Below are 23,629 nucleotides of genomic sequence, written 5' to 3'. Positions count from 1 at the left end.
GTCAGGCCTTCACCTCCCAGCCGGGTTCATAGTCGACCGACCACAATTTCATCGCCTCGGGGCTAGACGGCCGGCCCGTCGCTTCGTCAAGGGTCAAGGCCGTGCCGGTCCGATAGGCGATGTTGCCGAGGTGGCACAGCGTGGTGCTGATATGGCCCTCGCGGATCGGCGACGCCAGCGCGCTTGCCCGGCCGCGGATGACGTCGACGAAATTGCCGGCATGATAGACGTCGAGCGCACCTTCGCCGACCGTCCCGGTGGTCTCGGAACTTGCGGGCGCGGCGACCTGCCGGATTTGCTTGCCGGCAAGATCGAACAGTTCGAAGCCGTTGCGGTCGACGATCGCCGATCCCCTGGTGCCCAGGAACAAGACGCCGCGGCCGCGGCCGTAGCGCGGCATCCCATTGCAGCTGTTGCCGTCCCACCGGATCGCGCGGCCATCGGCATAGACGAGATCGAGCGCGAGCGTGTCGTACATTTCCCAGTCGTCGCCGCGGTAGAAGCGCCGCGATCCGCGGGCGGACACCGTCTTTGGATAGGTCAGGCCCATCAGCCAACGCGCCACATCCAGTTCGTGCATGGCGTTGTTGCAGGTCTCGCCGGTTCCGTACTTCCAGAACCAGTGCCAGTTATAATGGACCAGGTTCGAGCGATAGGGACCCCGCGGGCGCGGCCCCTGCCACATGTTCCAGTCGAGATGCGCCGGCGGCGGGACCCCCTGGCCGCGGCCGATCGAGATCCGGTTGTTCGCGTACCAGGTCTGCGCCTCGTAGACGTCGCCGAGCATTCCGGCACGGACGAGATCGGCGAGCTCGCGCGTTTCCTTGCTCGACCGCTGCTGATTGCCCACCTGCAGGACGCGCCGGGTGCGCTGCTGCGCCGCGATCAGCGCCTCGCCCTCCGCGGGCGCCATGCCGATCGGCTTTTCGAGATAGACGTCCCGGCCGGACTCCATCGCGTCGATCGCAAGCTTGGCATGCCAGTGATCGGGCGTCGCCACGGTGACGATGTCGACCGACTTTCGATCGAGCATGCGGCGATAGTCGCGCTCGATCTGCGGCGCGGCATGTCCTTTGGCGGCGAATTCGCCCGCGCGCTTCGCGAGAACGCGCGAGTCGACGTCGACGAGATGGGTGACGGCGACATTGGGAAGCTTGGTGAAGGCGCTCATATGCGCCTGTCCGCGACCGTTCACGCCGACGACCGCCACCCGCAGGCGATCGTTCGCGCCCTTGATCTGCGCATAGCTGCGCGCGCTGATCGCCATGCCCAGCGCCGCGCCTGCACCCTTGATCATCGTCCGCCGGTCGAACATCGGTCCCGCTCTCCTCACAATTCGCGCAGCTTGAGCGAACGGAAGTCGACCCGGTCGCCGTGATCCTGGAGCAGGATCGGCCCGGCTTCCCATTCGCCGAATCTCGGCCATTTGGCATATTTGCTTTCGGCGACGAGCGCCCGGAAAGCGGGCGACCCGCGTTCGTATTCGACGACCTTGAAGCCGTTCAGCCAATGCTCGACATGCCGGCCGCGAACCACGACGACGGCGCGGTTCCACTCGCCGGGCGGGTTGAACCGCTTGTTCGGGTTGGCAGGATCGGAAAGGTTGCGGGCGGTGATGAGGTCGTAGAGCGAACCGAGCGTGCGGTTGCCGTCGCGGCCCATCTTGGCGTCGGGATGGCGGGCGTCGTCGAGCAGCTGGAACTCGAGCCCGATCGCCGAGCCGTCCCCCTTCAGAAGATCCGGATCGACGAAATATTTGATCCCGCTGTTGGCGCCGGGCGTCAGCCGGAAATCCACCGACAGCTCGAAATCCCGATACTCCCGGGTGGTGATGATGTCGCCGCCATTGGTCGATTCGGCACCGTCGGCGCCGTCCACCGACAGGATGCCCTCCCGTATCGACCAGCCCTTGTCCGGAAAGCCCGGCGCCTTGGCGCTGCGCCACCCATCGGTCGTCTCGCCGTCCCAGAGCAGTTTCCAGCCGGCGCCGCGTTCAACCTCGGTCAGCCGATTGGCCAGCCATCCCTGCTGTTCCAGCGTCGTCGCCGGGGAGGCGAACCGGGCCGGCGTATCGGTGATGATCCGCACCCTGCGGAACCGCACTTCCGGCTGCCGCCGGGCTTCCGCATCCGGCAAGGCGTGGACCTGGAACGCGATGAAGCCGCGCGCATCGACATCGTCGGCGACATCGGCGGCGGGGACTCCGTTGACGAAGGTGCGCAGGCGGTTGCCGATCGCCTCTACCCGGTAGTGGTTCCAGTCGCCGGAGCGGAAGGCGCGCCGCGCGGCGTCGTTGCGCCCGAGCGTGTACAGCCATTGGCGACGCTGCTCGTCATAGATGCCGCCGCTCCAGGCACGGGGCGAGGGATCGATCTCAGCCTGATAGCCATGGACCACGCCGCCGCGATAATCGGGCTTGCTCTGGCCGCGGATCATCACGCCTGAATTCAGGACCGTGTCGGTCTTCGCCTCGAACTCGAGGATGAAGTCGCCATATTGGTCGTCGGACACCAGCCAGCTGTTGGCCGATCCCTGCGCCGCACGGCCGACGAGCTCGCCGCCGGTGACTTCGAACGCCGCATTCCCGCCGGCCTTGTGCCACCCGGTCAAGCCGCCGCGAGGCGTGACGTCCCGCCACGGTGCCTGAGTCTGAGCTGCAGACGGTGCCGGCGCCAGCGCGATCAGCGGCGCTGCGGCAACGGCCAGAAACGCGATCCTCGCGTGCATGATGCTTCCTCTCCTGTTTTCTGTTCTCGATTGGCAGGGAAGTCTATCGTACCGCCATCCGCAGCGGCGCTTCAGAACCCATGACGCTGCCAGGCAAGCGACTCTCCTTTGCGCAACGTGGTAAGTTGTGGTCGGGCAACGTGCAATAGGCTGTCAGGCATTTCCACGTCCGGATGACAGATGGCTGTCCGCGAAGTAGGATGGTCGACGGCACTGGCGCGGGCGGGGATTACGCTCGCGGACGAACGGGGAACGGAATGCAAGCGGCTGAACGCGGAGGAAAATTGTATCGCAGGATCGTGCAGGCGATCCTGACCGACATCTCGAACGGTATTTATCCGGTCGGCTCGCGCCTTCCGGCGGAGCGCGACCTTACCGAACGGTTCAAGGTCAGTCGCCCGACCATACGCGAGGCGATGATCGCCCTCGAAATGCAGGGGCTGGTCGAGGCGCGAAAGGGGTCCGGCGTCTTCGTGCTCGCCTCATCGAACGTCGAGGTGGATGAAGCGCTCGACATCGGCGCGTTCGAGATCACCGAGGCCAGGCGCCTGCTCGAAGGCGAAGTCGCAGCGGTCGCCGCGACCGAGATCGACGAGGCGCAACTGGCCGAGTTGCGATCGCTGCTGGCAGAAATGGCAGTGGAGGACAGTGTCGTGGCGGAGAAGGCGGACCGCCGCTTCCACATCGCCATCGCCGAGGCGACCGGAAATGCGGTGATCATCGCCGCAGTGACCGACTTCTGGGACATGCGCTTTCGCTCGCCGCTCGCCCGCGAAGTTCTCCTCAAGGCGGGCAGCCTGGGGACGGAGAACCGGATGGCCGAACATGGCAGAATCCTGCGGGCGCTCGAGGCCCGATCGCCGGTGGACGCGCGAAACGCGATGCGGGATCACCTCACGCGCGTCATCGATCATCTTCTCGACGTCACCGAAACCGAGGCCGTCGAACGCGCGCGCGCGGAAACGGACCAGCGACGGCGTGCGCTGGCGCGGCGCACGGTCTGATCTCTGGAGGGAGAAGCGACACACTCTCGTGATTGGTCAGGCCACAGCAGCAAAGATGTAAGGCGCTATTGTGGATCGAAGCTGACAATGTTACCCGACCTACGGCCTGAATAAGAAAAGCGGTTCAGCATCGCTGCGGCGGACAATCCGCCATCCGGGCCAAGGGAGAGGTGAAATGGGCTGCAACGCCAGCGGCAAGCGCCGCCTGCTTGTCTCGACGAGTTTCCTGGGCATCCTGATGGCGTCACCCGCCGCAGCCCAAGTGTCCCGCCAAGACGCTCCTCCCGACGCCGGACAGGGATCCGAGCCAGCGCCCGCGGCCCCGCCGGCGGGGGACGCATCGGCGGAGGAAGCCGGTATCGTCGTCACCGGGTTCCGCGCCTCGCTGAACAACGCCCTGAACCTGAAGCGCCAGGAAACCGCGGCGGTCGACAGCATCATCGCCGAGGACATCGGCAAATTTCCCGATTCCAATCTTGCCGAATCGATGCAGCGCATCCCCGGTGTGGCGCTGTCGCGCGGCGACGGCGGCGAAGGCCGCAACATCTCGGTCCGCGGTCTTGGCGCACAATTCACGCGGGTGCGGATCAACGGGATGGAAGGGGTGTCGCAGGTCAGCGGCACCGACATACGCGGCGGCGTCAGCTCCGGCCGCTCGTTCGATTTCGTCACCTTCCCGACCGAGATCTTCTCGGCATTGTCGGTGCGCAAGACGACGTCGGCCGACGTGGAAGAGGGCTCGCTCGGCGCGACCGTCGACCTGCGCGCGCCCAAGCCGTTCGACCAGAAGGGGGATTTCACCTTTTCGGGCACCGCCCGCGGGATCTACAACGACATCGCCAAGAAGATCGACCCGCGGCTGTCCGCGCTGGTGTCGAAGAAGTTCGGCGACACGTTCGGCGTGCTCGGCAGCGTCGCGTATTCGCGGCGGAATATCGAGGAATTCGCTTATTCCGCCGTGGATATCCTGCCCACCTACGTTGCCGGCCAGTCGCAATCGGTTCTGTTGCCGGGCCAGACCGCTCCGACCTCGATCATCTTCCCGTTCTGCACGCCGATCGGTTACACCTATCAGGGCGTCGCCGTCACCAGCCCAGGCCCCGGCAATACGGTCGGATCGCCGCCCGTCCCGGTCGGCGCCGACGCGAACAATTGCAGCACCGGCAATCCGCGCACCAGCACCAAGGAAGCCTACGACTATATCATGAGCCGCACCGGCGTGTCCGGACGGCCCGGCGGCGGCGTATTCCTTCCGCGCCTGCCGCGACCGGTCAAATCGCGCCAGGAGCAGGAGCGTCTCGCCGGATCTTTGACCTTGCAGTGGAAGCCGAGCGACCGCACCGACATTTCGCTCGACGGACTGTACGCCCGGTTCAAGGTCGACCGCCTCGACACCTATCTGGACGCACGCTCGATGGGCCGCACCTTGTCGAACGGCGGGCAGCCGATGATGTCGATCAGGGACATCGAGGTCGACGAGGAAGGTTCGCTGATCCACGGCCTGTGGGACGGCGTCGATCTGCGATCGGAGATGCAGGACGAGAGGTTCACGTCGACCTTCCGCCAGATCAATCTCAACTTCGATCACCGCTTCAGCGACACGTTCCGAGTCTATGGACTCGCCGGCATTTCCGACTCGATCTTGCAGGTCGATCGCCTGCAGGTGGCGATGGATTCGAACGATACCGACAATTTCTCGATCGACTTCCGCGACGATCCCGATCTTCCGACACTGGGCTACGGCGTCGATCCGAGCGATGCCTCGATCTTCTCTTATGGGCCGCCGCTGCCGGACGGCACCCAGCGTGGCCAGATCTCGAGTTTCGATCGCCGCAATTCGATCATCAGCAAGACGTTCGAACTCAACACGGAGTGGGAAGCCGCACCGGGCTTCGTGGTACAGGCCGGCGGCCAGTATCGCACAGGCGACTACAAGCAGCGCCAGCGTGATCTCATCCCCGCCCAGCGCCTGCCGCTGACCTTGCCCGCCGGCGTCTCGCTGAGCAGCCTGACCTTCGTCACCACGGGCGTTGCCAAGACTCTCGGCGGAAACATGCAGGATTTCGCCGCGATCGACCCCGACAAGTTCCGCGACGCGGTCGATTTCGACAATGTCTACCAATATTGCGGGATCGAGTGCGGCAGCGCCTTCGGCAAGGTGAAGGAGAAATATACCTCCGGCTATCTGATGGTGAAGTTCGAGACCGGGGACATGCTGCCGATCCCGGTCCGGGGCGACGCGGGAGTGCGCTACGTCCACACCGATCTTCACACGGAAGGTACGATCCCCGTCAACGCACCGGCCGGATCGCTCTACCCGACGCTGGGAGTCATCACCACCGTCGAGCGGTCCTACGAAGACTGGCTGCCATCCGCCAACCTGGCCTTCGACCTCACGTCCAACCTGATCGGCCGTCTCTCCGTCGCGCGGGTGATGTCGCGTCCGGCCTACGGTCAGTTGATCCCGAGCGCGAGCGTCAACGCGGCCATCCGCACCGGATCGGCCAGCAACCCGCTGCTCGATCCGATCCGTGCCAATACCTTCGATGCCGCGCTCGAATGGTATTTCGCGCCCGGCTCGCTGCTGTCCGTCGCCTATTTCTACAAGAACATCGAAACCTACATCCAGAACACGAACCAGCTGGTCCCGTTCAGCGACCTCAATCTGCCCTTGTCGCTGCTTTCCGGAAGCACCGCGAGCCCGGCCGAATTGTTCAATTTCTCCCGCAGCAACAACACCCCGGGCGGACCGCTGCGCGGGTTCGAGGCGAACGTGCAGCTGCCGTTGCGCTTCTTGCCGGGCTTCCTCAGCAACCTCGGCGTGCTCGCCAATTTCACCCGGGTCCGCTCCAACATCAATTACATCCTGCAGACCAACCCCGCGACCGGCGCGCCGACCTTGGCGCGGACCGCGCCGCTGGTCGGCCTGTCGCCGGAAACGGCGAGCGGCACGCTCTATTACGAGGATTCGCGTTTCAGCATCCGCACGACCATCAACTATCGCGCAGGGTATCTCACCGGCATTCCCGGACCGGCGGACAGCGACGCCAACGGCGCTGCGAGCTCGATCTTCGTCGATGCATCGGCCTCGTACAACATCAGCGACAACATCAAGCTGATCGCCGAGATGTCGAACATCACCAACGAGAAGAACAAGCTCTACACGGACACGGTACGGCAGGACCCGCTCTATACGGCGTCGTTCGGCCGCACCTTCGCCCTGGCGGTGAACTTCCAATTCTAGGCCCAAGTGCCGTGCGCGACGCAACCGACCCGAACGGCCCGGGTCGGTTGCGGTACGGGTGGCCTTCGCCTTTTGACCTGCTAGACGATCGTCGATCGAGAGGAGCCGCCCAGGGCGGTTGAACGCATGTTGATGATGACCCAGACGATGCGGTGGTTCGGGCCGTCGGATCCGGTGACGCTGCGCGACATCCGGCAGGCCGGCGCGAGCGAGGTGGTGACGGCGCTCCACGAGATCGCGAACGGCGAAGTCTGGCCGCAAGAAGCGATCGCCGCGCGCAAAAGGGAGATCGAGGAATCCGGGCTTGCCTGGTCGGTCGTCGAGAGCCTGCCCGTGCACGAGGGGATCAAGACCCGAGGCCCGGACTGGCAGAGGCTGATCGAGAATTATTGCGAGAGCCTCGTCAACCTGGCCGCGTGCGAGATCGCGGTCGTGACGTACAATTTCATGCCCGTGCTCGACTGGACCCGGACCGACCTGGCCTGGACGATGCCGGACGGTGCCCTGGCGTTGCGCTTCGAGCTGGAGGCGGTGGCCGCCTATGATCTGTACATGCTTCGCCGCCCGGGCGCCGAGCGCGATTACTCGCCGGCGCTGCGCGATCGTGCCGCGCAGCGCTTCCGCGCGATGTCGGACGACGATCGTCACCGGCTGGAGCGTACGATCATCGCGGGGCTGCCCGGCAGCGAAGAGACCTTTACTGCGGAGCGCTTTCGCGCGGCGCTTGCCGAATATGATGCCGTCGACGGCGACACGCTGCGTGCCAACCATGTCGCCTTTCTCGAGGCGGTCTGCCCGGTGGCGGACGAGCACGGCATCCGCCTGGTCGTGCACCCGGACGATCCGCCATTCCCTCTCTTCGGCCTGCCGCGCGTGGTCAGCACCGAGGAGGATGTCGCGACCTTGTTCCGCCGCGTTCCCAACCGCTCGAACGGCCTCTGCTTTTGTGCGGGTTCGTTCGGCGTCCGTGCCGACAATGACTTGCCGGGCATGATCGATCGCCTCGGCGATCGGATCGGGTTCTTCCACCTTCGCTCGGTTCAACGCGAATCCGAGGAGGCCTTCCACGAAGCCGCGCATCTGGAAGGAAATGCGGGCATGGCGTCGCTCGTCGCCGCGATCCACGCCCTGCAGCAGCGCGAGGGCCGGTCGATTCCGATACGCCCCGACCACGGCCATCAGATGCTCGACGATTTGGCGAAGCAGACCCTGCCGGGTTATTCGTTGCTCGGGCGGATGCGCGGTCTCGCCGAGTTGCGAGGGCTCGAACGCGGGATTGCGCACATCCGTGGCGGCGTTCGTCAATCCGCCGACTGATCCGTCTTAGGCCGCATTCGAACATCGACACCGCGCGAATGACGGATCGCTGTCCTGCGGTCGAGCGCAGGATTGCTCCGGTGCCCGAAGCGGCCGCAAGTGGTCCGCTGACCTAGGTCCGCTCGCATCCCTCGTATCGATGCTCTTGCTCCTGCTCCCGCTTCAGCGCACGATGCGCGGAAACGGGAGGCACGACATGGCGACGACAGCGAGAACCACCGGCAGCGGCGCGAAGCGCGACTGGGCACGGCTGGTGACCTTGGGGGCCTTGCTGTTCGGCGTCGGCGGTGTGCTCGCGGCGTTGATCGCCTCGCTCGGCGCGGGGCGGGAGCTCTGGCATTTCTCCGCCGCCTTCGGGGTGCTGCGCTATGCGTTCTTCGCGGCGATCGCCGGGGCGGTGCTGGGCGTGATCGGGTTGGTGCTGGCACGGCGGGCGCGGAAGGCGAACCTGCTGCTCGCCAATCTGGTCGCCTTGGTGGTGGCGCTCGGCTTCGTCTTGTTCCTGGGGTCGCTGGTCCGGCAAGCGGAGAGCGTGCCGGCGATCCACGACGTCGCCACCAATCTCGACGATCTGCCGCAATTCCGCACCTTGAGCGTCCGTGCCGACAATCTCGAGAAGATCCCCGACATGGACCGGCCGGAATTGAAGGCGCTGGCGCCGGAAGCGCGCTGGAAGGCAATCCACCGCGAGGCCTATTCGGACCTCAAGACATTGAAGCTGGCGGCGAGCCCCGAGGATGCGATCCGCCGGGCCGAGACGCTCGCCCGCGAGCGCGGCTGGACGGTGGCCAAGGCGGACCCCGCCGGCGGCACCCTGGAGGCGACCGCAACCAGCACCTTCTTCCGCTTCAAGGATGACGTCGTCGTCCGCGCGCGGCCGGCACCGGGCGGCGGCAGCTTGGTCGACATGCGCTCGATCAGCCGGGTCGGCGGCAGCGACGTCGGCATGAACGCGAAACGGGTGCGCGCCTTCCTGGCCGATCTCGCCAAACAGGGCTGATTGAGAGCCGGTCACTCGGCTCGACGCTGGGGTCGTGCGTTGGCTCCCGTCATCCCAGCGGAAGCTGGGATCTCAGGCCGGAAAAGACACCGCGCGCTTCATTCACGCGGATGCAGGTCCTCGGAGAGATCCCAGCTTTCGCTGGGATGACGAGAGGGGCGGAAGGGGCGCAGTGCTGGGGAGGTGGAGGGGGAAGGGCGCGCGCGCGTTGACGGCGGGGGGTGTCGGTATGAATGGCAAAACGGTGCGTGCGTTCCTGGTCGATCTCGGCAAGCGCGGCTGATTGAGAGCCGGTCACCCGGCTCGACGCTGGGGTCGTGAGGGCGGCGTCATCCCAGCGGAAGCTGGGATCTCAGGCCGGAAAAGACACGCGCGCTTCATTCACGCGGACGCAGGTCCTCAGGGAGATCCCAGCTTTCGCTGGGATGACGAGAGGGGCGCAAGGGGCGCAGTGCTGGGGAGGCGGAGGGGGGAAGGGCGCGGGCGCGTTGACGGCGGGGGCGTCGGTATGAATGGCAAAGCGGTGCGTGCGTTCCTGGTCGATCTCGGCAAGCGCGGCTGATTGAGAGCCGGTCACTCGGCTCGACGCTGGGGTCGTGCGTTGGGTCCCGTCATCCCAGCGGAAGCTGGGATCTCAGGCCGGAAAAGACACCGCGCGCTTCATTCACGCCGACTTAGGTCCTCAGGGAGATCCCAGCTTTCGCTGGGATGACGAGAGGGCGAAACGGGCGCGGGAGGCGGTGGGGCGGAGGGGCGGGCGCGTTGACGTCAGCGAAGCCGGCATCAATGGCAAAAGATGGGTGCGCTCCTGGTCGATCTCGGTAAGCGCGGCTGATTGAAAGCCGGTCGCTCGGCTTGACGCTGGGGTCGTGCGTGGGGGCGTCATCCCAGCGAAAGCTGGGATCTCAGGCCGGAAGAGGCACCGCGCGCTTCATCAACGCCGACGCAGGTTCTCCGGGAGATCCCAGCTTTCGCTGGGATGACGAGAGCAGCGGAAGGGGCGGAGTGTGCCGAGTTCGCGGGAGCGAAAAGGCGAAGAGTGAAAGGCCCTGCACCGTCCACGCGCTACCGCCTCGTTCGGGAGCACCGATTGAGGGGGTGAGACACGCGCCGCCGCTTCGCGCCTTTGCGTGCAAAATCCTTAACGGGCGTCGGTGCGAGGCGGCGAGGGTTGAATGCCAACACAATGCGGCTAACGCTGCCCAGCTTGCTCATGATAAGCATGCTTACTATATTGCTGGCATGGACATCAATTTTGCCACCGAGGTCGGGGACACCGCCCACGCCCTGCGCCGCGCGTTCGATCGGCGGGCGGGGGCGCTTGGGGCGACTCGGGCGCAGTGGCGGGTGCTGGCGAAGCTGGCGCGGCAGGACGGGCAGCGGCAGGTGGAGCTTGCCGAGGCGCTGGAGGTCGAGCCGATCACCCTCTCGCGGATGGTCGACCGGCTCGCTGAGGCGGGGCTGGTCGAGCGCCGGGCGGATGGCGAGGATCGCCGGGTGTGGCGGATCCATCTCACCGCCAAGGCAGGCCCGCTGCTCGAAAAATTGCGCGCCCTCGCCGACGATTTCCTCGCCGACGCGCTGGTCGGCATCTCGGCGCCGGAGCAGCAGGCGGTTCTGGAAACCTTGCGGCGGGTGCGGGCCAATTTGGCCTGCACCGCCCGGATCACGGATAAAGTGGCATGAAGGAAGGTCCGATCACGGCCGCCGAGCCCGGCGAGCAGGCAGACCCGTCCGCCGAAGCGGCGGCACCGGCAGCGAGCGTCGAGGCGCCGCCGAAGAAGAAACGTGGCCGCCTGCTGGTGATGCTGTCGGTACCGTTGCTGCTCGCGGCCGTGGGCCTCTATCTGTGGCTGAGCTCGGGGCGCTACGTCTCGACCGACAATGCCTATGTCCAGCAGGACAAGGTCGCGGTCGCCGCCGAGATTTCCGGTACGATCTCGGAAGTCGCAGTGCGCGAGAACCAGCCGGTCAGGAAAGGCCAGCTGCTGTTCCGGATCGATCCGAGCCAGTACCGGATCGCGCTCGCCCAGGCGGAGGCGCAGATCGCCGCGGCGCGGGTGCAGGTCAACCGCACCCAGGCGGAGGTGGCGGGCAGCGGCGCCGACATCCAGGGCGCCGAGGCCAATGTGGCTTATGCCCAGCGCGCGTTCGACCGGCAGGCGGAATTGCTCGGGCGCGGCTTCACCACCCGCGCCAGCCATGACGAGGCGCTGCACGATCTCCAGGAAGCGCGCGAGCGCCTCGCCAACGCGCGGTCGCAGGCGCAGGTCACCCGCGCCCAGCTCAGCGCCGGTCCGGATACGAACCAGCCCGCTCTGCTCGCCGCGATCGCCGCGCGCGACAAGGCGATGCTGGACCTGAAGCGCACCGAAGTGCGGGCGCCGTCGGACGGCTACGTCACCCAGACCGATCGCCTCCAGGTCGGCAATGCCGTCGTCCAGGGCTTGTCGGTGGTCACCGTGGTGCGCAGCGGCGAAGTATGGGTCGAGGCCAATTACAAGGAAACGGATCTCGCCAAGATGGCGCCGGGCCAGCCGGCGGAGGTCAAGCTCGACGCCTATCCGAGCGCGCACATCGTCGGCCACGTCGCCTCCATTGGCCGCGGCACCGGCTCCGAATTCTCGGTGCTGCCGGCCCAGAACGCCACCGGCAATTGGGTGAAGGTGACGCAGCGCGTGCCGGTGCGGATCATCATCGACAGCGATCCCGGCCGTCCCCTGCTCGCGGGCCTTTCCGCCGAAGTCACCGTCGACACCCAGGAAACACCGCCGCCGGCGCAGGGCGGCCGCGCCAGCCTGGCGCACGCTTCGCAGCCGCAGGCGAACGGACGCCGGTAAGTGGCGAGCGCCGCCGCCTCGGCTTCTGCGGTCGCCGCGCCCGAGCGTCCCGCGCTCGACCGCGCCGAGCACGTGATCGTCAGCATCGCCTTGATGATGGCGGTGCTGCTGCAGGTGCTCGACACCACCATTGCCAATGTCGCTCTGCCGCACATGATGGCGAGCATGTCGGCCACCCAGGAAACCATCAACTGGGTGCTGACCAGCTACATCGTCGCCTCCGCGATCGCGATTCCGATCACCGGCTGGCTCGCCGACCGGGTCGGCCGGCGGCGGCTGTTCATCGCCTCGGTGGTGACCTTCACCTTTGCCTCGGTGCTGTGCGCGATGGCGCAGAATCTACCGGAAATGGTGGCATTCCGGGCACTGCAGGGCGTTTCCGGCGCCTTCCTGGTGCCGATCGCCCAGGCCGTATTGTTCGACATCAACCCGCCCGAGAAACATGCGCGGGCGATGGCGATGTTCGGCATGGGGGTGATGATCGGGCCGATCCTCGGGCCGGTGCTCGGCGGCTGGCTGACCGACAATTTCAGCTGGCGCTGGGTGTTCCTGGTCAATCTGCCGGTGGGTATCCTCTGCACTCTGATCCTGCTTCGCTACATGCCGAGCTTCCCCACTAACAGGAGACGGTTCGACCTGTTCGGCTTCGCGCTCCTGGCGCTGGCGCTCGGCAGCCTGCAGATGATGCTCGATCGCGGCGAGCAGCTGGATTGGCTGCAAAGCTGGGAGATCCGGATCGAGCTCGGCCTCGCCATTGCCGGCGCCTGGATGTTCGTCGTCCACCTGATGACCGCGCGCGAGCCGATCTTCGACCCCAAGATGTTCGCCGACCGCACCTTCGCCGTCTCCCTGCTGTTCATGGCGGTCACCGGCGTGCTGCTGCTCGCCGGCCTCGCCTTGCTGCCGCCCTTGCTGCAGCGGCTGCTCGGCTATTCGGTGCTCGATTCGGGCTTCCTGACCGCGCCGCGCGGCGTCGGCACTCTGGTGTCGATGATGGTCGCCGGCCGGCTGACCGGCAAAGTCGACGGGCGGCTGCTGATCTTCGGCGGCATCTCGGCGATGGCCTTGTCGCTGTGGCAGATGTCTGGCTTCTCGCTGCAGATGGACGCGCATCCGGTGATCGTCAGCGGCTTCGTCCAGGGGATCGGCCTCGGCCTCATCTTCGTGCCGCTGCAGGCGCTCGCTTTCTCATCGCTGCCGCCGCAATATCGCACCACCGCCGCCGCTCTGTTCAACCTCGCGCGCAACATCGGCGGCTCGATCGGCATCTCGATGGTCACCTTCCTGCTCGCCCGCAATCTCCAGGTCAGCCATTCCGATCTCGCCGCCCATGTCACGCCCTACACGATGCAGGTGGCCGATCCGACGATCGCGCAGATGCTCGGCAGCTTCGGCGACAGCGTGACGGCGATGCTCGATGCCGAGATCAACCGGCAGGCGCTGATGATCGCCTATCTCGACGATTTCCACGCGATGATGCTGGTGACCCTGTGCGCGCTGCCGCTCGTCCTGCTGCTGCGCAAGCCCAAGGCGGGCGCCGCCGGCGGTCCGCCGGTGATTGCCGACTGACGCGCGCGCCGATCGGGGGGCGGGAGCCGGAACGGCTTCCGCTCGTTGCGCGGGGAAAGCGGGAAGGAGCCTTCACATGATCACGAGACGAACCCTCGGCAGCAGCGGTCTCGAAGTCTCGGCGCTCGGCCTCGGCTGCATGGGCATGTCCGAATTCTACGGCGCCGGCGACGATGCCCGGTCGATCGCGACCATACACCATGCGATCGAGCGCGGCGTCGACTTCCTCGACACCGCCGACATGTACGGCGTCGGCCGCAATGAAGAGCTGGTCGGGCGTGCCATCGCCGATCGCCGCGACAAGGTCGTGCTCGCCACCAAGTTCGGCAACGTCCGCGGCGCGGACGGCAGCTTCGGCGGCATCTGCGGCACGCCCGATTATGTCCGCTCGGCCTGCGAGGCGAGCCTCAAGCGGCTGAAGGTGGACGTGATCGATCTCTATTATCAGCACCGGGTCGATCCCAACGTTCCGATCGAGGAAACTGTCGGCGCGATGGCCGAGCTGGTGGCACAGGGCAAGGTGCGCTTCCTCGGGCTCAGCGAGGCGGCGCCGGAGACGATCTGCCGCGCCCATGCGGTCCATCCGATCGCGGCGCTGCAGACCGAATATTCGCTGTGGAGCCGCGATGCCGAAGCGGAATTGCTGCCGACGGTGCGCGAGCTCGGCATCGGCTATGTCGCCTACAGTCCGCTTGGCCGCGGCTTCCTCACCGGCCAGTTCAAAAGCCCGGCCGATTTCGCCGAGGACGACTGGCGGCGCCACCATCCGCGCTTCGAAGGCGCCAATTTCGACAGCAATCTCGCGCTCGTCCGCGAGATCGAGGCGATCGCCGCCGACAAGGGCTGCACGCCCGCCCAGCTCGCGCTCGCCTGGGTGCTGGCGCAGGGCGACGACATCGTGCCGATCCCGGGCACGCGCCGGCCCGAGCGGCTCGACGAGAATGTCGGCGCCCTGGACGTCGTCCTCTCGGCCGAGGATCTGGCGCGGATCGATGCGGTGCTGCCACCCGGCGCCGCCGCGGGCGAGCGTTATCATGCGCAGGGGATGAAGACGATCAACGGGTGAGGGGCTGGGGCGCCGAAGCGAATTTGGATCGAGGGCTTGAGTGGGGCGAAGAGGAGGCTTGGCTAGAGCTGGCTCTCTCGTGCGACAGCGGGAAGGGAAGGGCTTCGACAGGCTCAGCCCGAACGGTGTTGGGGGTGAGGTAAGGTGCGCCTCTAACATCACCGGGCGGGCACAACGGCGTTGTTCCTGCTCTCGTGAGGATCTTGCCGAAGGGGTGAGAAGATCGGGACCGACCAATGGGCCGATCGCGGAGACAGCGGGAAGGAGAGGGAAGGGCTTCGACAGGCTCAGCCCGAACGGAGCATAGAGGGGGCGGTACGGCTTTGATTTAACCGTTGTGCCGAGCGCGGGGGCGACCCTGCCCGCTCGGTTCGTTGCACATTCGGCGATCGGACCGGTGTCTTCCACCACCGTTCGGGCTGAGCCTGTCGAAGCCCTCCTTTCTCCTGCCTCTTCCTGTCATCCGCTGCACCGCGGGCAATTGCGCGACCCTCGAGTGTCGTGGCGAACTCCCTTGACAAGCCTCGCGCAATGTCCGAAGTTTCTGTCATGACAGAAATCTCCGCCACGACTCGTACGATGCCGCCAGCGGTGGAACGCTTCGTGCTCCAATGGGGGGACATGGGCGGGCAATGGGGGGTCAATCGCTCGGTCGCCCAGATCCATGCCCTGCTCTATCTGGCGGAGCGGCCGCTGACCGCGGAGGACATTGCCGAGACGCTCGGCATCGCGCGGTCCAACGTTTCGAACAGCCTTCGCGAGTTGCAGGGCTGGAAGCTGATCCGGCGGGTGCCGGTGCTCGGCGACCGGCGCGACCATTTCGAAGCGGAAACCGATCTGTGGGAGATGGCGACCCGGATCGCGCAGGGGCGCAAGGAGCGCGAGATCGATCCCGCGGCGGCGGCGCTGCGCGCCTGCCGCACCGACGCCGACAAGGATCCGCGGGTCAGCGACATCGCGCGCAAGCGGCTGGCGGCGATGGACGAATTCGTGACCTCGCTCACCCGCTGGCACGACCAGATGTTGGGCGTGCCCGCACCGAAGCTGATGGCGCTGGTGCGGATGGGCGCCAAGGTTGCCAGCCTGGTCGGCTTCGGCCGCGGCAAGCCGGCGGCCGAGAAGGATAGCGGCTGAACGCGCTATCCCTTTTTTGACCATACGTTTCTGTCTCTACAGAAACAACGATAGTGGAGGAAGAAATGATCGCGCGGGGCGTAGCGGCGAAGGTGGGGATCGCGGCGGCCGCTGCGCCGACGTCGCCCCCCCTCGGCGACCTGCGCTTCCGCCGCCTGGTCGGCGAGGCCGATTGGGTCACGTTGCCCGAGGCGGTGCGCGCCCGCTTCGCCCATCGCGCCGCCGGCGGCCACGTCATCCTCTACGCCGGGGAGATCGTCGAGGCGCAGCGGAGCCGGTGCGGCTGGTGGCTGACGCAGGCCGCACGGCTGGTCGGGGCGCCGCTGCCGCTCGGCTGCGAGATCGGCGTTCCGGCGGCGGTCAGCGTCACCGAGGATCCGGCCACCGGTGGCCAATGCTGGACCCGCATCTATGGCCGACGCCGCGGCTTTCCGCAGGCCATCCACAGCGCCAAGCGCTTCGCCGGACCGACGGGGCTCGAGGAATATCTCGGCCTCGGCTTCGGCATCGCCCTGGTGCTGCGGGTCGAGGCCGGGGCGCTCCATTTCGACAGCGACCATTATTTCCTCAGGATCGGCAGCGTTCGCCTGCGCCTGCCGCACTGGCTCGCGCCGGGGCGGATGCGGGTCAGTCATGTCGACCTCGGCGACGGGCAGTTCGCCTTCATCCTCGCCCTTCATCACCCCTGGTTGGGCGCGCTCGTCCACCAGGTCGGTATCTTTCACGAGCGACCCGAAAGGGGAGACGCGCCATGACCGAGTTGCTCTGGACCCTCGTCGCCATCCAGATGGTGATGGGCGCGACCGACACCTTCCTTCACCATGAAGGAATCGAGCGGCTCGCCTGGCGTCCCTCCCAGCGCCGCGAGCTGCAGCTGCACGGGATCCGGAACCTGGCCTACGGCATCGCCTTCGGCGCGCTCGGCTGGACCGTGCCGCACGGCGCCTGGGCGGTCGGCCTGATCGCGCTGCTGATCGCCGAGACCGGGATCACCTTATGGGATTTCGTCGAGGAGGACCGCACCCGCAAGCTGCCGCCAAGCGAGCGTGTGCTCCACGCGCTGCTGACGCTCAATTACGGCGCGATCCTCGCCTTCCTCCTTCCCGTGCTCATCGGCTGGGCGCAGCGCGACACGGCGATCGCGCCGGTCTCCTACGGACTGTGGAGCTGGCTCTGCGCGCTGGCGACGGTCGGCACCTTCGTCACGGGCGTGCGCGATCTTGCCGCCGCAGCCCGCACCCGGCGGCTGCGCGACGGCGATGCTGCCCGCCTCGCCATCGGCCTCGCGCCGGGACGCGCGATCCTGGTCACCGGCGGCACCGGCTTCATCGGCCGGCGGCTGGTCGAAGCCTTGGTCGGCGCCGGTCACGACGTGACCGTGCTGACTCGCAGCCGGGGGAGCGATGCCGCGCTCCCGGCACCGATCCGGATCGTCACAGATCTCGATCAGATCGCCGCCGACGCGCGCATCGACGCGATCGTCAATCTGGCCGGCGAGCCGATCGGCAACGGCCTGTGGACCGCCGCCAAGCGTGCGCGCATCCTCGACTCACGCCGCGCGGTCACCGCCGCGGTCGGGCGCCTGATCGATCGGCTTGCGGTCACGCCGGAGGTGATGGTCAGTGGTTCCGCAATCGGCTGGTACGGCCTGCGCGGCGCCGAGCCGCTCGACGAGGGTGCCGCCGGTAGCGATTGCTTCTGCCGCACTGTCTGCGCCGCGTGGGAGCAGGCCGGCCGGAACGCCGCCGCGGGCCGGGCACGGCTCGTGATCCTGCGCACCGGTCTGGTGCTGGGGCGCGAGGGCGGCGTGCTCAGCCGGATGCTGGCGCCGTTCGAATTCGGGCTCGGCGGCCGCTTCGGCGACGGCCGCCAGGTGATGAGCTGGATCCACCGCGACGATCTCGTCCGTCTGATCGTCCGCGCGATCGCCGATCCCCGTTTCAAAGGCGTGATCAACGGCACCGCGCCCGGTCCGGTCGACAATCGCGCGTTCGTGCGGGCACTCGGCCGGGCGCTGCGCCGGCCGGCAATCCTGCCGGTGCCGGCGGCGCCGCTCCGTCTCGCGCTCGGCGGCTTCGCCGACGAGCTGCTCCTCGGCGGCCAGCATGTCGTGCCGGCGCGTGCGCTCGCGCTCGGCTTCCGGTTCGATTATCCCCGGATCGACGATGCGTTGGCGGAGATCGTCGGTAAGCCGCTCGCCGCGCCGCGCCTGCACATCCGGCGGCGCCCTGAGGCGGGGCTGCTGCGGTGAGTGGGGGCGACTCCACCGCGCTATACCCCGACCCGTCATCCCAGCCCTTCGACACGCTCAGGATGAACTGCAGCTGGGATCTCAGGTCGGAAGAGGCACCGCGCGCTTCATCCACGCCGACGCAGGTCTTCGGGGAGATCCCGGCTTTCGCTGGGATGACGGCTAAGGCCGAGGAGGCGACCCGCCTCACCCATTATGGGCCGGCTTCAGAAGACCCCGTTCTGCTCTCCGATCCCGCCGCGAAGTACCACTTCGAGGCGACGCAAAAAAAGGGCCGCCCCGAAGGACGACCCTCTTGTTGCCCGGCACGAAGCGAAGGCTTCGTGACGTATCTCTTAGCGCTTCGAGAACTGGAAGCTGCGGCGTGCCTTGGCGCGGCCGTACTTCTTGCGCTCGACGACGCGCGGATCGCGGGTGAGGAAGCCGGCGCGCTTCACCGTGGTGCGCAGGGTCGGCTCGTAGCGGGTGAGCGCGGTCGAGATGCCGTGACGGACCGCACCGGCCTGGCCGGAGAGACCGCCGCCCTTGACGGTAGCGACGACGTCATACTGATCGCGGCGCTCGGTGATGTCGAACACCTGGTTGATGATCAGGCGCAGCGTCGGACGCGCGAAATAGACGGTCTGATCGCGGCCGTTGACGATGATCTTGCCGGTGCCGGGCTTCAGCCAGACGCGGGCGACGGCGTCCTTGCGGCGGCCGGTCGCGTAAGCGCGGCCCTGCTTGTCGAGCTGCTGCTCGCGAAGCACTGCCTGGATCTGCGGGCCCTGGGTGGCGACGCCATGCTCGTTGGAGACCGGCGCTTCGGCTTCCGCGGTCGCTTCGGTCGGAGCGTCGGCAGCGGCCGGAGCCGGAGCCTGGGCGGCGCCCGTCAGCTGGGCGAGATCGGCGAGGGATTGACGATTGTCGGACATCAGGCACCCACCTTGTTCTTGCGGTTCATGCCCGCGACGTCGAGGGTTTCGGGGTTCTGGCCGGCGTGCGGATGCTCGGTGCCGGCATAGAGGTGAAGGTGGCGCATCTGCTCACGGCCGAGCGGGCCGCGCGGGATCATGCGCTCGACGGCCTTCTCGAGCACGCGCTCGGGGAAGCGGCCTTCGAGGACCTTGGCCGCAGTGACCGACTTGATGCCGCCGGCATAGCCGGTGTGGCGGTAATAGACCTTGTCGCCGAGCTTCTTGCCGGTGAACCGGACCTTGTCCGCATTGATCACCACGACATGGTCGCCGATGTCGGCATGCGGGGTGAACAGCGGCTTGTGCTTGCCGCGCAGCAGATTGGCGATGATCGTGGCGACGCGCCCGACGACCAGACCATCGGCATCGATGAGATGCCATTTCTTCTCGACCTCGGAGGCCTTGGCGGCCTTGGTGGTCTTCATCAGCGCCTTCATGGGCCCCAACTCCGTAACGAGGCACGCCGGATGACGCGCCCACCTGAAATGAACCGCGCCGCCCCGAGGCTTTCACCGGGGGCGGCGCTGACGAGCGGCCAAATGGCAGCTGGACCCATTTAAGTCAAGAAAAACCGCGGCTTTGACGAGAGGTAAAATGATACCGCTGCGGTTCGGCCCGTCGCGAAGAAGGGGGATGGACCGGCCGTTTCTGTCCTTCTGCTCAGGCCGCCTCGCTCGGCCGGCTAGCTGAAACGAGGGCAGAAGAAAATTGGATCACGCAAAGCCGCAAAGCCGCAAAGCCGCAAAACCGCAAAGCCGCGAAGAGGCGAAGAGGCCGCGCGGCGAGTCTCCCCGGGTGGATCCCAAGCGCCGACGATCCGGTCAAACATCGGGAGCCAAGGGAGATCTGTCTTCGCGTCTTTGAGGCTTCGAGTGAACAGTCCTTCTTCTCGTCCGCATGGAAGGGCGCTCAATCGTCCGCGCCGGGCGGCAGGGACCGGTCGAATTCGAGCAGGTCGCCGGGCTGGCAGTCGAGATAGTCGCAGATCTTCTCCAGCGTCTCGAAGCGGATGCCCTTTACCCGACCGGACTTGAGCAGCGACAGATTGGCCTCGGTGATGCCGACATGGGCCGCGAGTTCCTTCGACCGCACCTTGCGCCGGGCAAGCATCACATCGAGCCGGACGACGATCCGCATCAGACGATCTGCCGATTATCGTCGGCGATACGCTGCGCCTCGCCGAACAGCCTGGCGATGAAGAAGAGCAGGGCGCTGACCAGCAGGGCGAAGAAGTCGCCGCTCTCGAACGACAAGGTGACGGTGAGGCTGTCGCCGCCGCGGACCAATCCCAACAGGAACTCCAACAGCGGCGGCGCGACGATCGAGGCGATCGACGAGACCAGCACCCACAAGGCGAAGCCGCGCAGATCGGCGATCGTCGCCTGCTCGAACACCTCGCCGCGTTCGATCCGGCGCAGCATCGCGAGCAGCCGCCAAAGGCCGAGCGCGAACGGGATCCCCGACACCAGCGCTCCGGCGGCCTCGGCATCGGGTGCGCCGCTGCCGGTGGTGCCGAGATGCAGGCCGCCGATGCCGAGCAGGGTGGCGAGCCCGGCCACGGCGACGAGCAGGATCGTCGCGAGCAGCCCCGCCAGCGTGCCGATCCTCAGCCGGCGCGCGCCCACGGCCAGTCTCACACGAGATTCCATATTGCATCCCAAACAAAGATTATCGTAAAACAGAAACTGTTAACTGCTTCACGATGATTGTACAGGAGATCGATACCCGTGCCCAGAGCCTCTTCCCACGTCCTGCTCTCTCTTCTCTCGGGCGCAATCCTCGCCTGTGCTGGCCTCGCCGGCGCGGCTCCGGCGGACGCCGCCGCCGCGGCCGTGAAGACAGACCGGTTCGACGCCGCGATCCTGGCGGCGCGGGTCGGCGCGACCGCCCAGCTGGAGCAGCTCCTGCCCGGCCTCGATCCGGCGGCGCGTGCGCTTGCCGAAGCGCAACTCGCCGCCACCCGCCTCGGCGGACCGGATGCCGACGCGGCGCTGGCCCGCTATTTCGCACTCGGCGACCAGGACCGCGACCGGCGGGCACGGGCGCTTGAAATCGCGTCGGAGGTCGCGTTCGCGAAAGAGGATTATGCCGAGGCGGTGCGGCAGGCGGATGCCTTTCTCGCCCTGTCGCCGGATCGCCCGGCCAAGCAGATCGAGAATATGCGCCAGACCCGGGTCGTCGCCGCGATCCTCGCCCAGGCACCCGCGCAGCGCGTGGACAGCATCGCGGCGGGGCGCCCGGCGAACGGCGCCCGGGACAAGGTCGGCCTGCTGCGCGTGGCGATGGCCGCAGGCGGCGCCCAGGCGCAGGCGGTGGTCGATACCGGCGCCAACGTCTCGGTGGTCAATGCCAGCACCGCCAAGGCGCTCGGGCTCAGGATGCTCGACGGCGAAGCGGCGGTCGGCAATTCGATCGGCGCCGACGTGCCGGTGCGAATCGCCATTGCCGACAGCCTCCATTTCGCCGGCGCTACTCTGCGCAACGTTCCGTTCGCGGTGCTCGACGACAAGGCGCTCGACTTTCCGATGGTTCCGGGTGGCTACCGGATCGAAGCGATCGTCGGCCTGCCGGTGCTGCGGGCGCTCGGCCGGGTCACGTTCGGGCCGGGCGACGCTCTGACGATCGCGGCGGCGCCGAGCGGGCCGGCGCCGGCGCCGAACCTGCTGCTAATCGGCAACGATCTCTATGCGCAGGTCGCGATTGCCGGCCGAGTCCACCCGCTGTTCCTCGATACCGGGGCCGCCAGCACTGCCCTCTACAAGCGCTTCGCCGCCGAGCGCCCGGATCTCCGCCCGACCGACAGCGGCAAGAGTCAGGGCAAGGGCGGCGTCGGCGGATCGACGACAGTGCGGGTGGCGAGCCTCGGGCCCGTCCCCATCGCAATCGGCACCGCGACGCGCGAGATGAAGAGCATCGATGTGGAACTCGCCGACGATGCCAATGAAGAGGAACGCTACGGCGTGCTCGGCAACGACGTGCTCCGCGCCTTCGACGGCGTCACTCTAGATTTTCGCCGCGGGACGATCGAGGCGGCGCCGCGCTGAGGCTCAGGCGGGAGCGGTCTCGTCCACCACCCAGGCGGCATAGCCGGGAGTCGCCGCTGCGATCGGCCAGACCGCCGCGGCCGGAAGGTCGTAGCCGTGCAAGTCTGCGAATCGGGCGATCAGCGCCTCGGCACGATCGGTCGCCGTCTTGAACAGGGCCGCCACTTCGGCCGAATCCTCGATCCGTCCCTGCCAGCGGTAGATCGACCGGCAGCCGCCGAGGATGTTGACGCAGGCGGCCAGCCGTTCCTCGACGAGGATGCGGCCGATCCGCGCCGCCTCGTCTTCAGATGCGAAGGTCGCGTAGACGCTGACGATCCCGCGCGCCGCGTCGCTCATCCGCGGGCGACGCCGGGGCGACCGCCGGTGGCGGCGCCGGGGCGATCGCGGGTTGCGACGTCGAGGCGATCGCTGATGGCGACGCCGAGGCGATGGCCGGTCGCGACCATGGTGCCGAGCAGGATCACCGCCATCGCCTGGTGGCCGGCGGCGATGTGGATGTCGACTCCGCTGAGCAGGGTGGAAATGCCGAGCAGGATCTGCGCCGCCACGGCCGCGAGCAAGGCGAAGGCTTCGGTGCGCAAGTTATGCCGCCACGCCGCCCGGGCGAGCAAAGCGGCGGCGAGCGCGACCGCCCAGGCCAGCCAGCGGTGGACGAACTGGACCATGATCGGATTGTCGACAAAGTTGCGAAGCCACGGCGCCAGCATCGGAGTCGCCGCCGGAAACCATTCATCGCCCATCTTCGGCCAGCTCGAATAGGCATAGCCGGCGTCGAGCCCGGCGACATAGGCGCCGTACAGCAATTGCAAAGCGAGCGCCGACAAAGCCCAGATCGCGACCGTCGGCATGCGTGCCGGCCGCGCCGCCGGGTCGTCGGCAAGCCGGCGCAGGTCGAGCGCGACCCAGACCAGGCTGGAGAAGATCAGCAGGGCGGTCAGCAGGTGGACGGCGAGGCGGATGTGGCTGACGTCGGGTTGGTCGACCAGGCCCGACGCGACCATCCACCAGCCGATCGCGCCCTGCAGCCCGCCGAGCGCCAGCAAGGCGACCAGCTTCCAGCCATACCCGGCGGGGATCGCGCGGCGCAGCCAGAACCAGAGCAGGGGCAAAGCGAAGGCGAGGCCGATCACACGGCCGAGCAGGCGATGGACATATTCCCAGAAGTAGATGTTCTTGAACTCGGCCAGGCTCATGCCGGCATTGATCTGCCGGTATTGCGGGCTCTGCCGGTAGAGATCGAATTCCTCCTGCCAGGCGGCCTCGCCGATCGGGGGCATGGTGCCGGAGACCGGCTCCCAGCGGGTGATCGAGAGACCCGATTCGGTCAGCCGCGTGATGCCGCCGACGACGACCATCAGGAAGACGAGCGCGGCGACCGCGAGCAGCCAGGTGGCGATGGGGCGCGGGCGTGCGCCGGGCGCGGCGGAACGGGGAGCGGCGGCAGTGGCCATAAGCGCGTCCTATGCCTCCGGGA

General features: G+C 67.2%; 20 protein-coding genes. 12 read left to right on the top strand and 8 right to left on the bottom strand.

Translation table 11 applies throughout. The features are described 5' to 3' along the window. Position 1: 1 nt before the first annotated feature. Both ETR14_RS07700 and ETR14_RS07695 read right to left on the bottom strand, forming a co-directional pair. Complete coding sequence (locus ETR14_RS07700; RefSeq protein WP_129384074.1) at positions 2–1,315, bottom strand: Gfo/Idh/MocA family protein; 1,314 nt, start codon at positions 1,313–1,315, stop codon at positions 2–4. 14 nt (positions 1,316–1,329) lie between these two features. Then, entirely contained in the window at positions 1,330–2,727 is a 1,398-nt protein-coding gene (locus ETR14_RS07695) for a DUF1080 domain-containing protein (protein WP_129384073.1), read from the bottom strand. A gap of 284 nt (positions 2,728–3,011) precedes the next feature. On the opposite strand from ETR14_RS07695, the gene ETR14_RS07690 reads away from it, so the two are divergent. From ETR14_RS07690 to ETR14_RS07640, 11 genes are all read left to right on the top strand, one after another. Continuing rightward, on the top strand, positions 3,012–3,731 hold the full coding sequence (locus tag ETR14_RS07690) for a FadR/GntR family transcriptional regulator (RefSeq protein WP_243455810.1): 720 nt from the start codon (positions 3,012–3,014) through the stop codon (positions 3,729–3,731). A gap of 175 nt (positions 3,732–3,906) precedes the next feature. After that, on the top strand, positions 3,907–6,975 hold the full coding sequence (locus ETR14_RS07685; protein WP_243455809.1) for a TonB-dependent receptor: 3,069 nt from the start codon (positions 3,907–3,909) through the stop codon (positions 6,973–6,975). A 132-nt stretch (positions 6,976–7,107) separates the two neighbouring features. After that, positions 7,108–8,292, top strand: a complete 1,185-nt coding sequence (gene uxuA, locus ETR14_RS07680) for a mannonate dehydratase (RefSeq protein ID WP_243455808.1) — start codon at positions 7,108–7,110, stop codon at positions 8,290–8,292. Positions 8,293–8,488: 196 nt separating this feature from the next. Beyond that, a complete protein-coding gene (locus ETR14_RS07675) occupies positions 8,489–9,292 on the top strand; it encodes a DUF1499 domain-containing protein (RefSeq protein WP_165356360.1) in 804 nt (267 codons plus the stop codon). Positions 9,293–10,534: 1,242 nt separating this feature from the next. Further along, positions 10,535–10,978 carry a MarR family winged helix-turn-helix transcriptional regulator gene (locus tag ETR14_RS07670; protein ID WP_129384069.1) on the top strand — a complete coding sequence of 148 codons (444 nt, stop codon included), beginning with the start codon at positions 10,535–10,537 and terminating at the stop codon, positions 10,976–10,978. Further along, entirely contained in the window at positions 10,975–12,132 is a 1,158-nt protein-coding gene (locus tag ETR14_RS07665) for an HlyD family secretion protein (RefSeq protein ID WP_129384068.1), read from the top strand. The genes ETR14_RS07670 and ETR14_RS07665 overlap by 4 nt, the downstream gene beginning before the upstream one ends. Continuing rightward, positions 12,133–13,701: a DHA2 family efflux MFS transporter permease subunit gene (locus ETR14_RS07660; protein ID WP_129384067.1), complete on the top strand. Its 1,569-nt coding sequence runs from the start codon at positions 12,133–12,135 to the stop codon at positions 13,699–13,701. A 76-nt stretch (positions 13,702–13,777) separates the two neighbouring features. Next, entirely contained in the window at positions 13,778–14,767 is a 990-nt protein-coding gene (locus ETR14_RS07655; protein WP_371416759.1) for an aldo/keto reductase, read from the top strand. A 549-nt stretch (positions 14,768–15,316) separates the two neighbouring features. Then, a complete protein-coding gene (locus tag ETR14_RS07650; protein WP_129384066.1) occupies positions 15,317–15,901 on the top strand; it encodes a GbsR/MarR family transcriptional regulator in 585 nt (194 codons plus the stop codon). Positions 15,902–15,966: 65 nt separating this feature from the next. After that, positions 15,967–16,656 (top strand): DUF4166 domain-containing protein, encoded by a 690-nt coding sequence (locus tag ETR14_RS07645; RefSeq protein WP_129384065.1) that lies wholly within the window; start codon positions 15,967–15,969, stop codon positions 16,654–16,656. Further along, positions 16,653–18,152 (top strand): TIGR01777 family oxidoreductase, encoded by a 1,500-nt coding sequence (locus ETR14_RS07640; RefSeq protein ID WP_129384064.1) that lies wholly within the window; start codon positions 16,653–16,655, stop codon positions 18,150–18,152. Before ETR14_RS07645 ends, ETR14_RS07640 begins: the two co-directional genes overlap by 4 nt. A 335-nt stretch (positions 18,153–18,487) precedes the next feature. Here the strand turns inward: ETR14_RS07640 and rpsI are convergent, their stop codons facing one another. From rpsI to ETR14_RS07620, 4 genes are all read right to left on the bottom strand, one after another. Next, positions 18,488–19,066, bottom strand: a complete 579-nt coding sequence (rpsI, locus tag ETR14_RS07635) for a 30S ribosomal protein S9 (protein ID WP_129384063.1) — start codon at positions 19,064–19,066, stop codon at positions 18,488–18,490. Next, positions 19,066–19,545: a 50S ribosomal protein L13 gene (gene rplM / locus ETR14_RS07630; RefSeq protein WP_129384062.1), complete on the bottom strand. Its 480-nt coding sequence runs from the start codon at positions 19,543–19,545 to the stop codon at positions 19,066–19,068. Before rplM ends, rpsI begins: the two co-directional genes overlap by 1 nt. A gap of 472 nt (positions 19,546–20,017) precedes the next feature. Next, positions 20,018–20,245, bottom strand: a complete 228-nt coding sequence (locus ETR14_RS07625; protein ID WP_129384061.1) for a helix-turn-helix transcriptional regulator — start codon at positions 20,243–20,245, stop codon at positions 20,018–20,020. Next, positions 20,245–20,745 carry a DUF2975 domain-containing protein gene (locus tag ETR14_RS07620; RefSeq protein ID WP_165356359.1) on the bottom strand — a complete coding sequence of 167 codons (501 nt, stop codon included), beginning with the start codon at positions 20,743–20,745 and terminating at the stop codon, positions 20,245–20,247. The genes ETR14_RS07625 and ETR14_RS07620 overlap by 1 nt, the downstream gene beginning before the upstream one ends. Positions 20,746–20,835: 90 nt before the next feature. Here ETR14_RS07620 and ETR14_RS07615 point away from each other — a divergent pair, with 90 nt between their 5' ends. Beyond that, positions 20,836–22,152: an aspartyl protease family protein gene (locus tag ETR14_RS07615; protein WP_129384059.1), complete on the top strand. Its 1,317-nt coding sequence runs from the start codon at positions 20,836–20,838 to the stop codon at positions 22,150–22,152. Positions 22,153–22,155: 3 nt separating this feature from the next. Here ETR14_RS07615 and cutA read toward each other — a convergent pair whose 3' ends face one another. Further along, positions 22,156–22,491, bottom strand: a complete 336-nt coding sequence (cutA, locus tag ETR14_RS07610) for a divalent-cation tolerance protein CutA (RefSeq protein WP_129384058.1) — start codon at positions 22,489–22,491, stop codon at positions 22,156–22,158. Beyond that, entirely contained in the window at positions 22,488–23,606 is a 1,119-nt protein-coding gene (locus tag ETR14_RS07605) for a COX15/CtaA family protein (RefSeq protein WP_129384057.1), read from the bottom strand. The genes cutA and ETR14_RS07605 overlap by 4 nt, the downstream gene beginning before the upstream one ends. Positions 23,607–23,629 lie beyond the last annotated feature (23 nt).

Origin of the sequence: Sphingosinicella sp. BN140058 (genome assembly GCF_004135585.1) — a bacterium.
Classification (GTDB): Bacteria; Pseudomonadota; Alphaproteobacteria; order Sphingomonadales; family Sphingomonadaceae; genus Allosphingosinicella.
Note: the sequence above shows the minus strand (reverse complement) of the source record. Positions and strands in the feature narration are given on the sequence as shown.

Excerpts from the sequence above, each read along its gene's own strand:
- ETR14_RS07675 (WP_165356360.1), top strand. The coding sequence starts at position 8,489 with ATGGCGACGACAGCGAGAACCACCGGCAGCGGCGCGAAGCGCGACTGG.
- cutA (WP_129384058.1), bottom strand. The coding sequence starts at position 22,491 with ATGAGCGACGCGGCGCGCGGGATCGTCAGCGTCTACGCGACCTTCGCA.
- ETR14_RS07670 (WP_129384069.1), top strand. The coding sequence starts at position 10,535 with ATGGACATCAATTTTGCCACCGAGGTCGGGGACACCGCCCACGCCCTG.
- rplM (WP_129384062.1), bottom strand. The coding sequence starts at position 19,545 with ATGAAGGCGCTGATGAAGACCACCAAGGCCGCCAAGGCCTCCGAGGTC.
- uxuA (WP_243455808.1), top strand. The coding sequence starts at position 7,108 with ATGATGACCCAGACGATGCGGTGGTTCGGGCCGTCGGATCCGGTGACG.
- ETR14_RS07650 (WP_129384066.1), top strand. The coding sequence starts at position 15,317 with ATGACAGAAATCTCCGCCACGACTCGTACGATGCCGCCAGCGGTGGAA.
- ETR14_RS07695 (WP_129384073.1), bottom strand. The coding sequence starts at position 2,727 with ATGCACGCGAGGATCGCGTTTCTGGCCGTTGCCGCAGCGCCGCTGATC.
- rpsI (WP_129384063.1), bottom strand. The coding sequence starts at position 19,066 with ATGTCCGACAATCGTCAATCCCTCGCCGATCTCGCCCAGCTGACGGGC.
- ETR14_RS07655 (WP_371416759.1), top strand. The coding sequence starts at position 13,778 with ATGATCACGAGACGAACCCTCGGCAGCAGCGGTCTCGAAGTCTCGGCG.
- ETR14_RS07645 (WP_129384065.1), top strand. The coding sequence starts at position 15,967 with ATGATCGCGCGGGGCGTAGCGGCGAAGGTGGGGATCGCGGCGGCCGCT.
- ETR14_RS07700 (WP_129384074.1), bottom strand. The coding sequence starts at position 1,315 with ATGTTCGACCGGCGGACGATGATCAAGGGTGCAGGCGCGGCGCTGGGC.
- ETR14_RS07665 (WP_129384068.1), top strand. The coding sequence starts at position 10,975 with ATGAAGGAAGGTCCGATCACGGCCGCCGAGCCCGGCGAGCAGGCAGAC.
- ETR14_RS07640 (WP_129384064.1), top strand. The coding sequence starts at position 16,653 with ATGACCGAGTTGCTCTGGACCCTCGTCGCCATCCAGATGGTGATGGGC.
- ETR14_RS07605 (WP_129384057.1), bottom strand. The coding sequence starts at position 23,606 with ATGGCCACTGCCGCCGCTCCCCGTTCCGCCGCGCCCGGCGCACGCCCG.
- ETR14_RS07685 (WP_243455809.1), top strand. The coding sequence starts at position 3,907 with ATGGGCTGCAACGCCAGCGGCAAGCGCCGCCTGCTTGTCTCGACGAGT.
- ETR14_RS07625 (WP_129384061.1), bottom strand. The coding sequence starts at position 20,245 with ATGCGGATCGTCGTCCGGCTCGATGTGATGCTTGCCCGGCGCAAGGTG.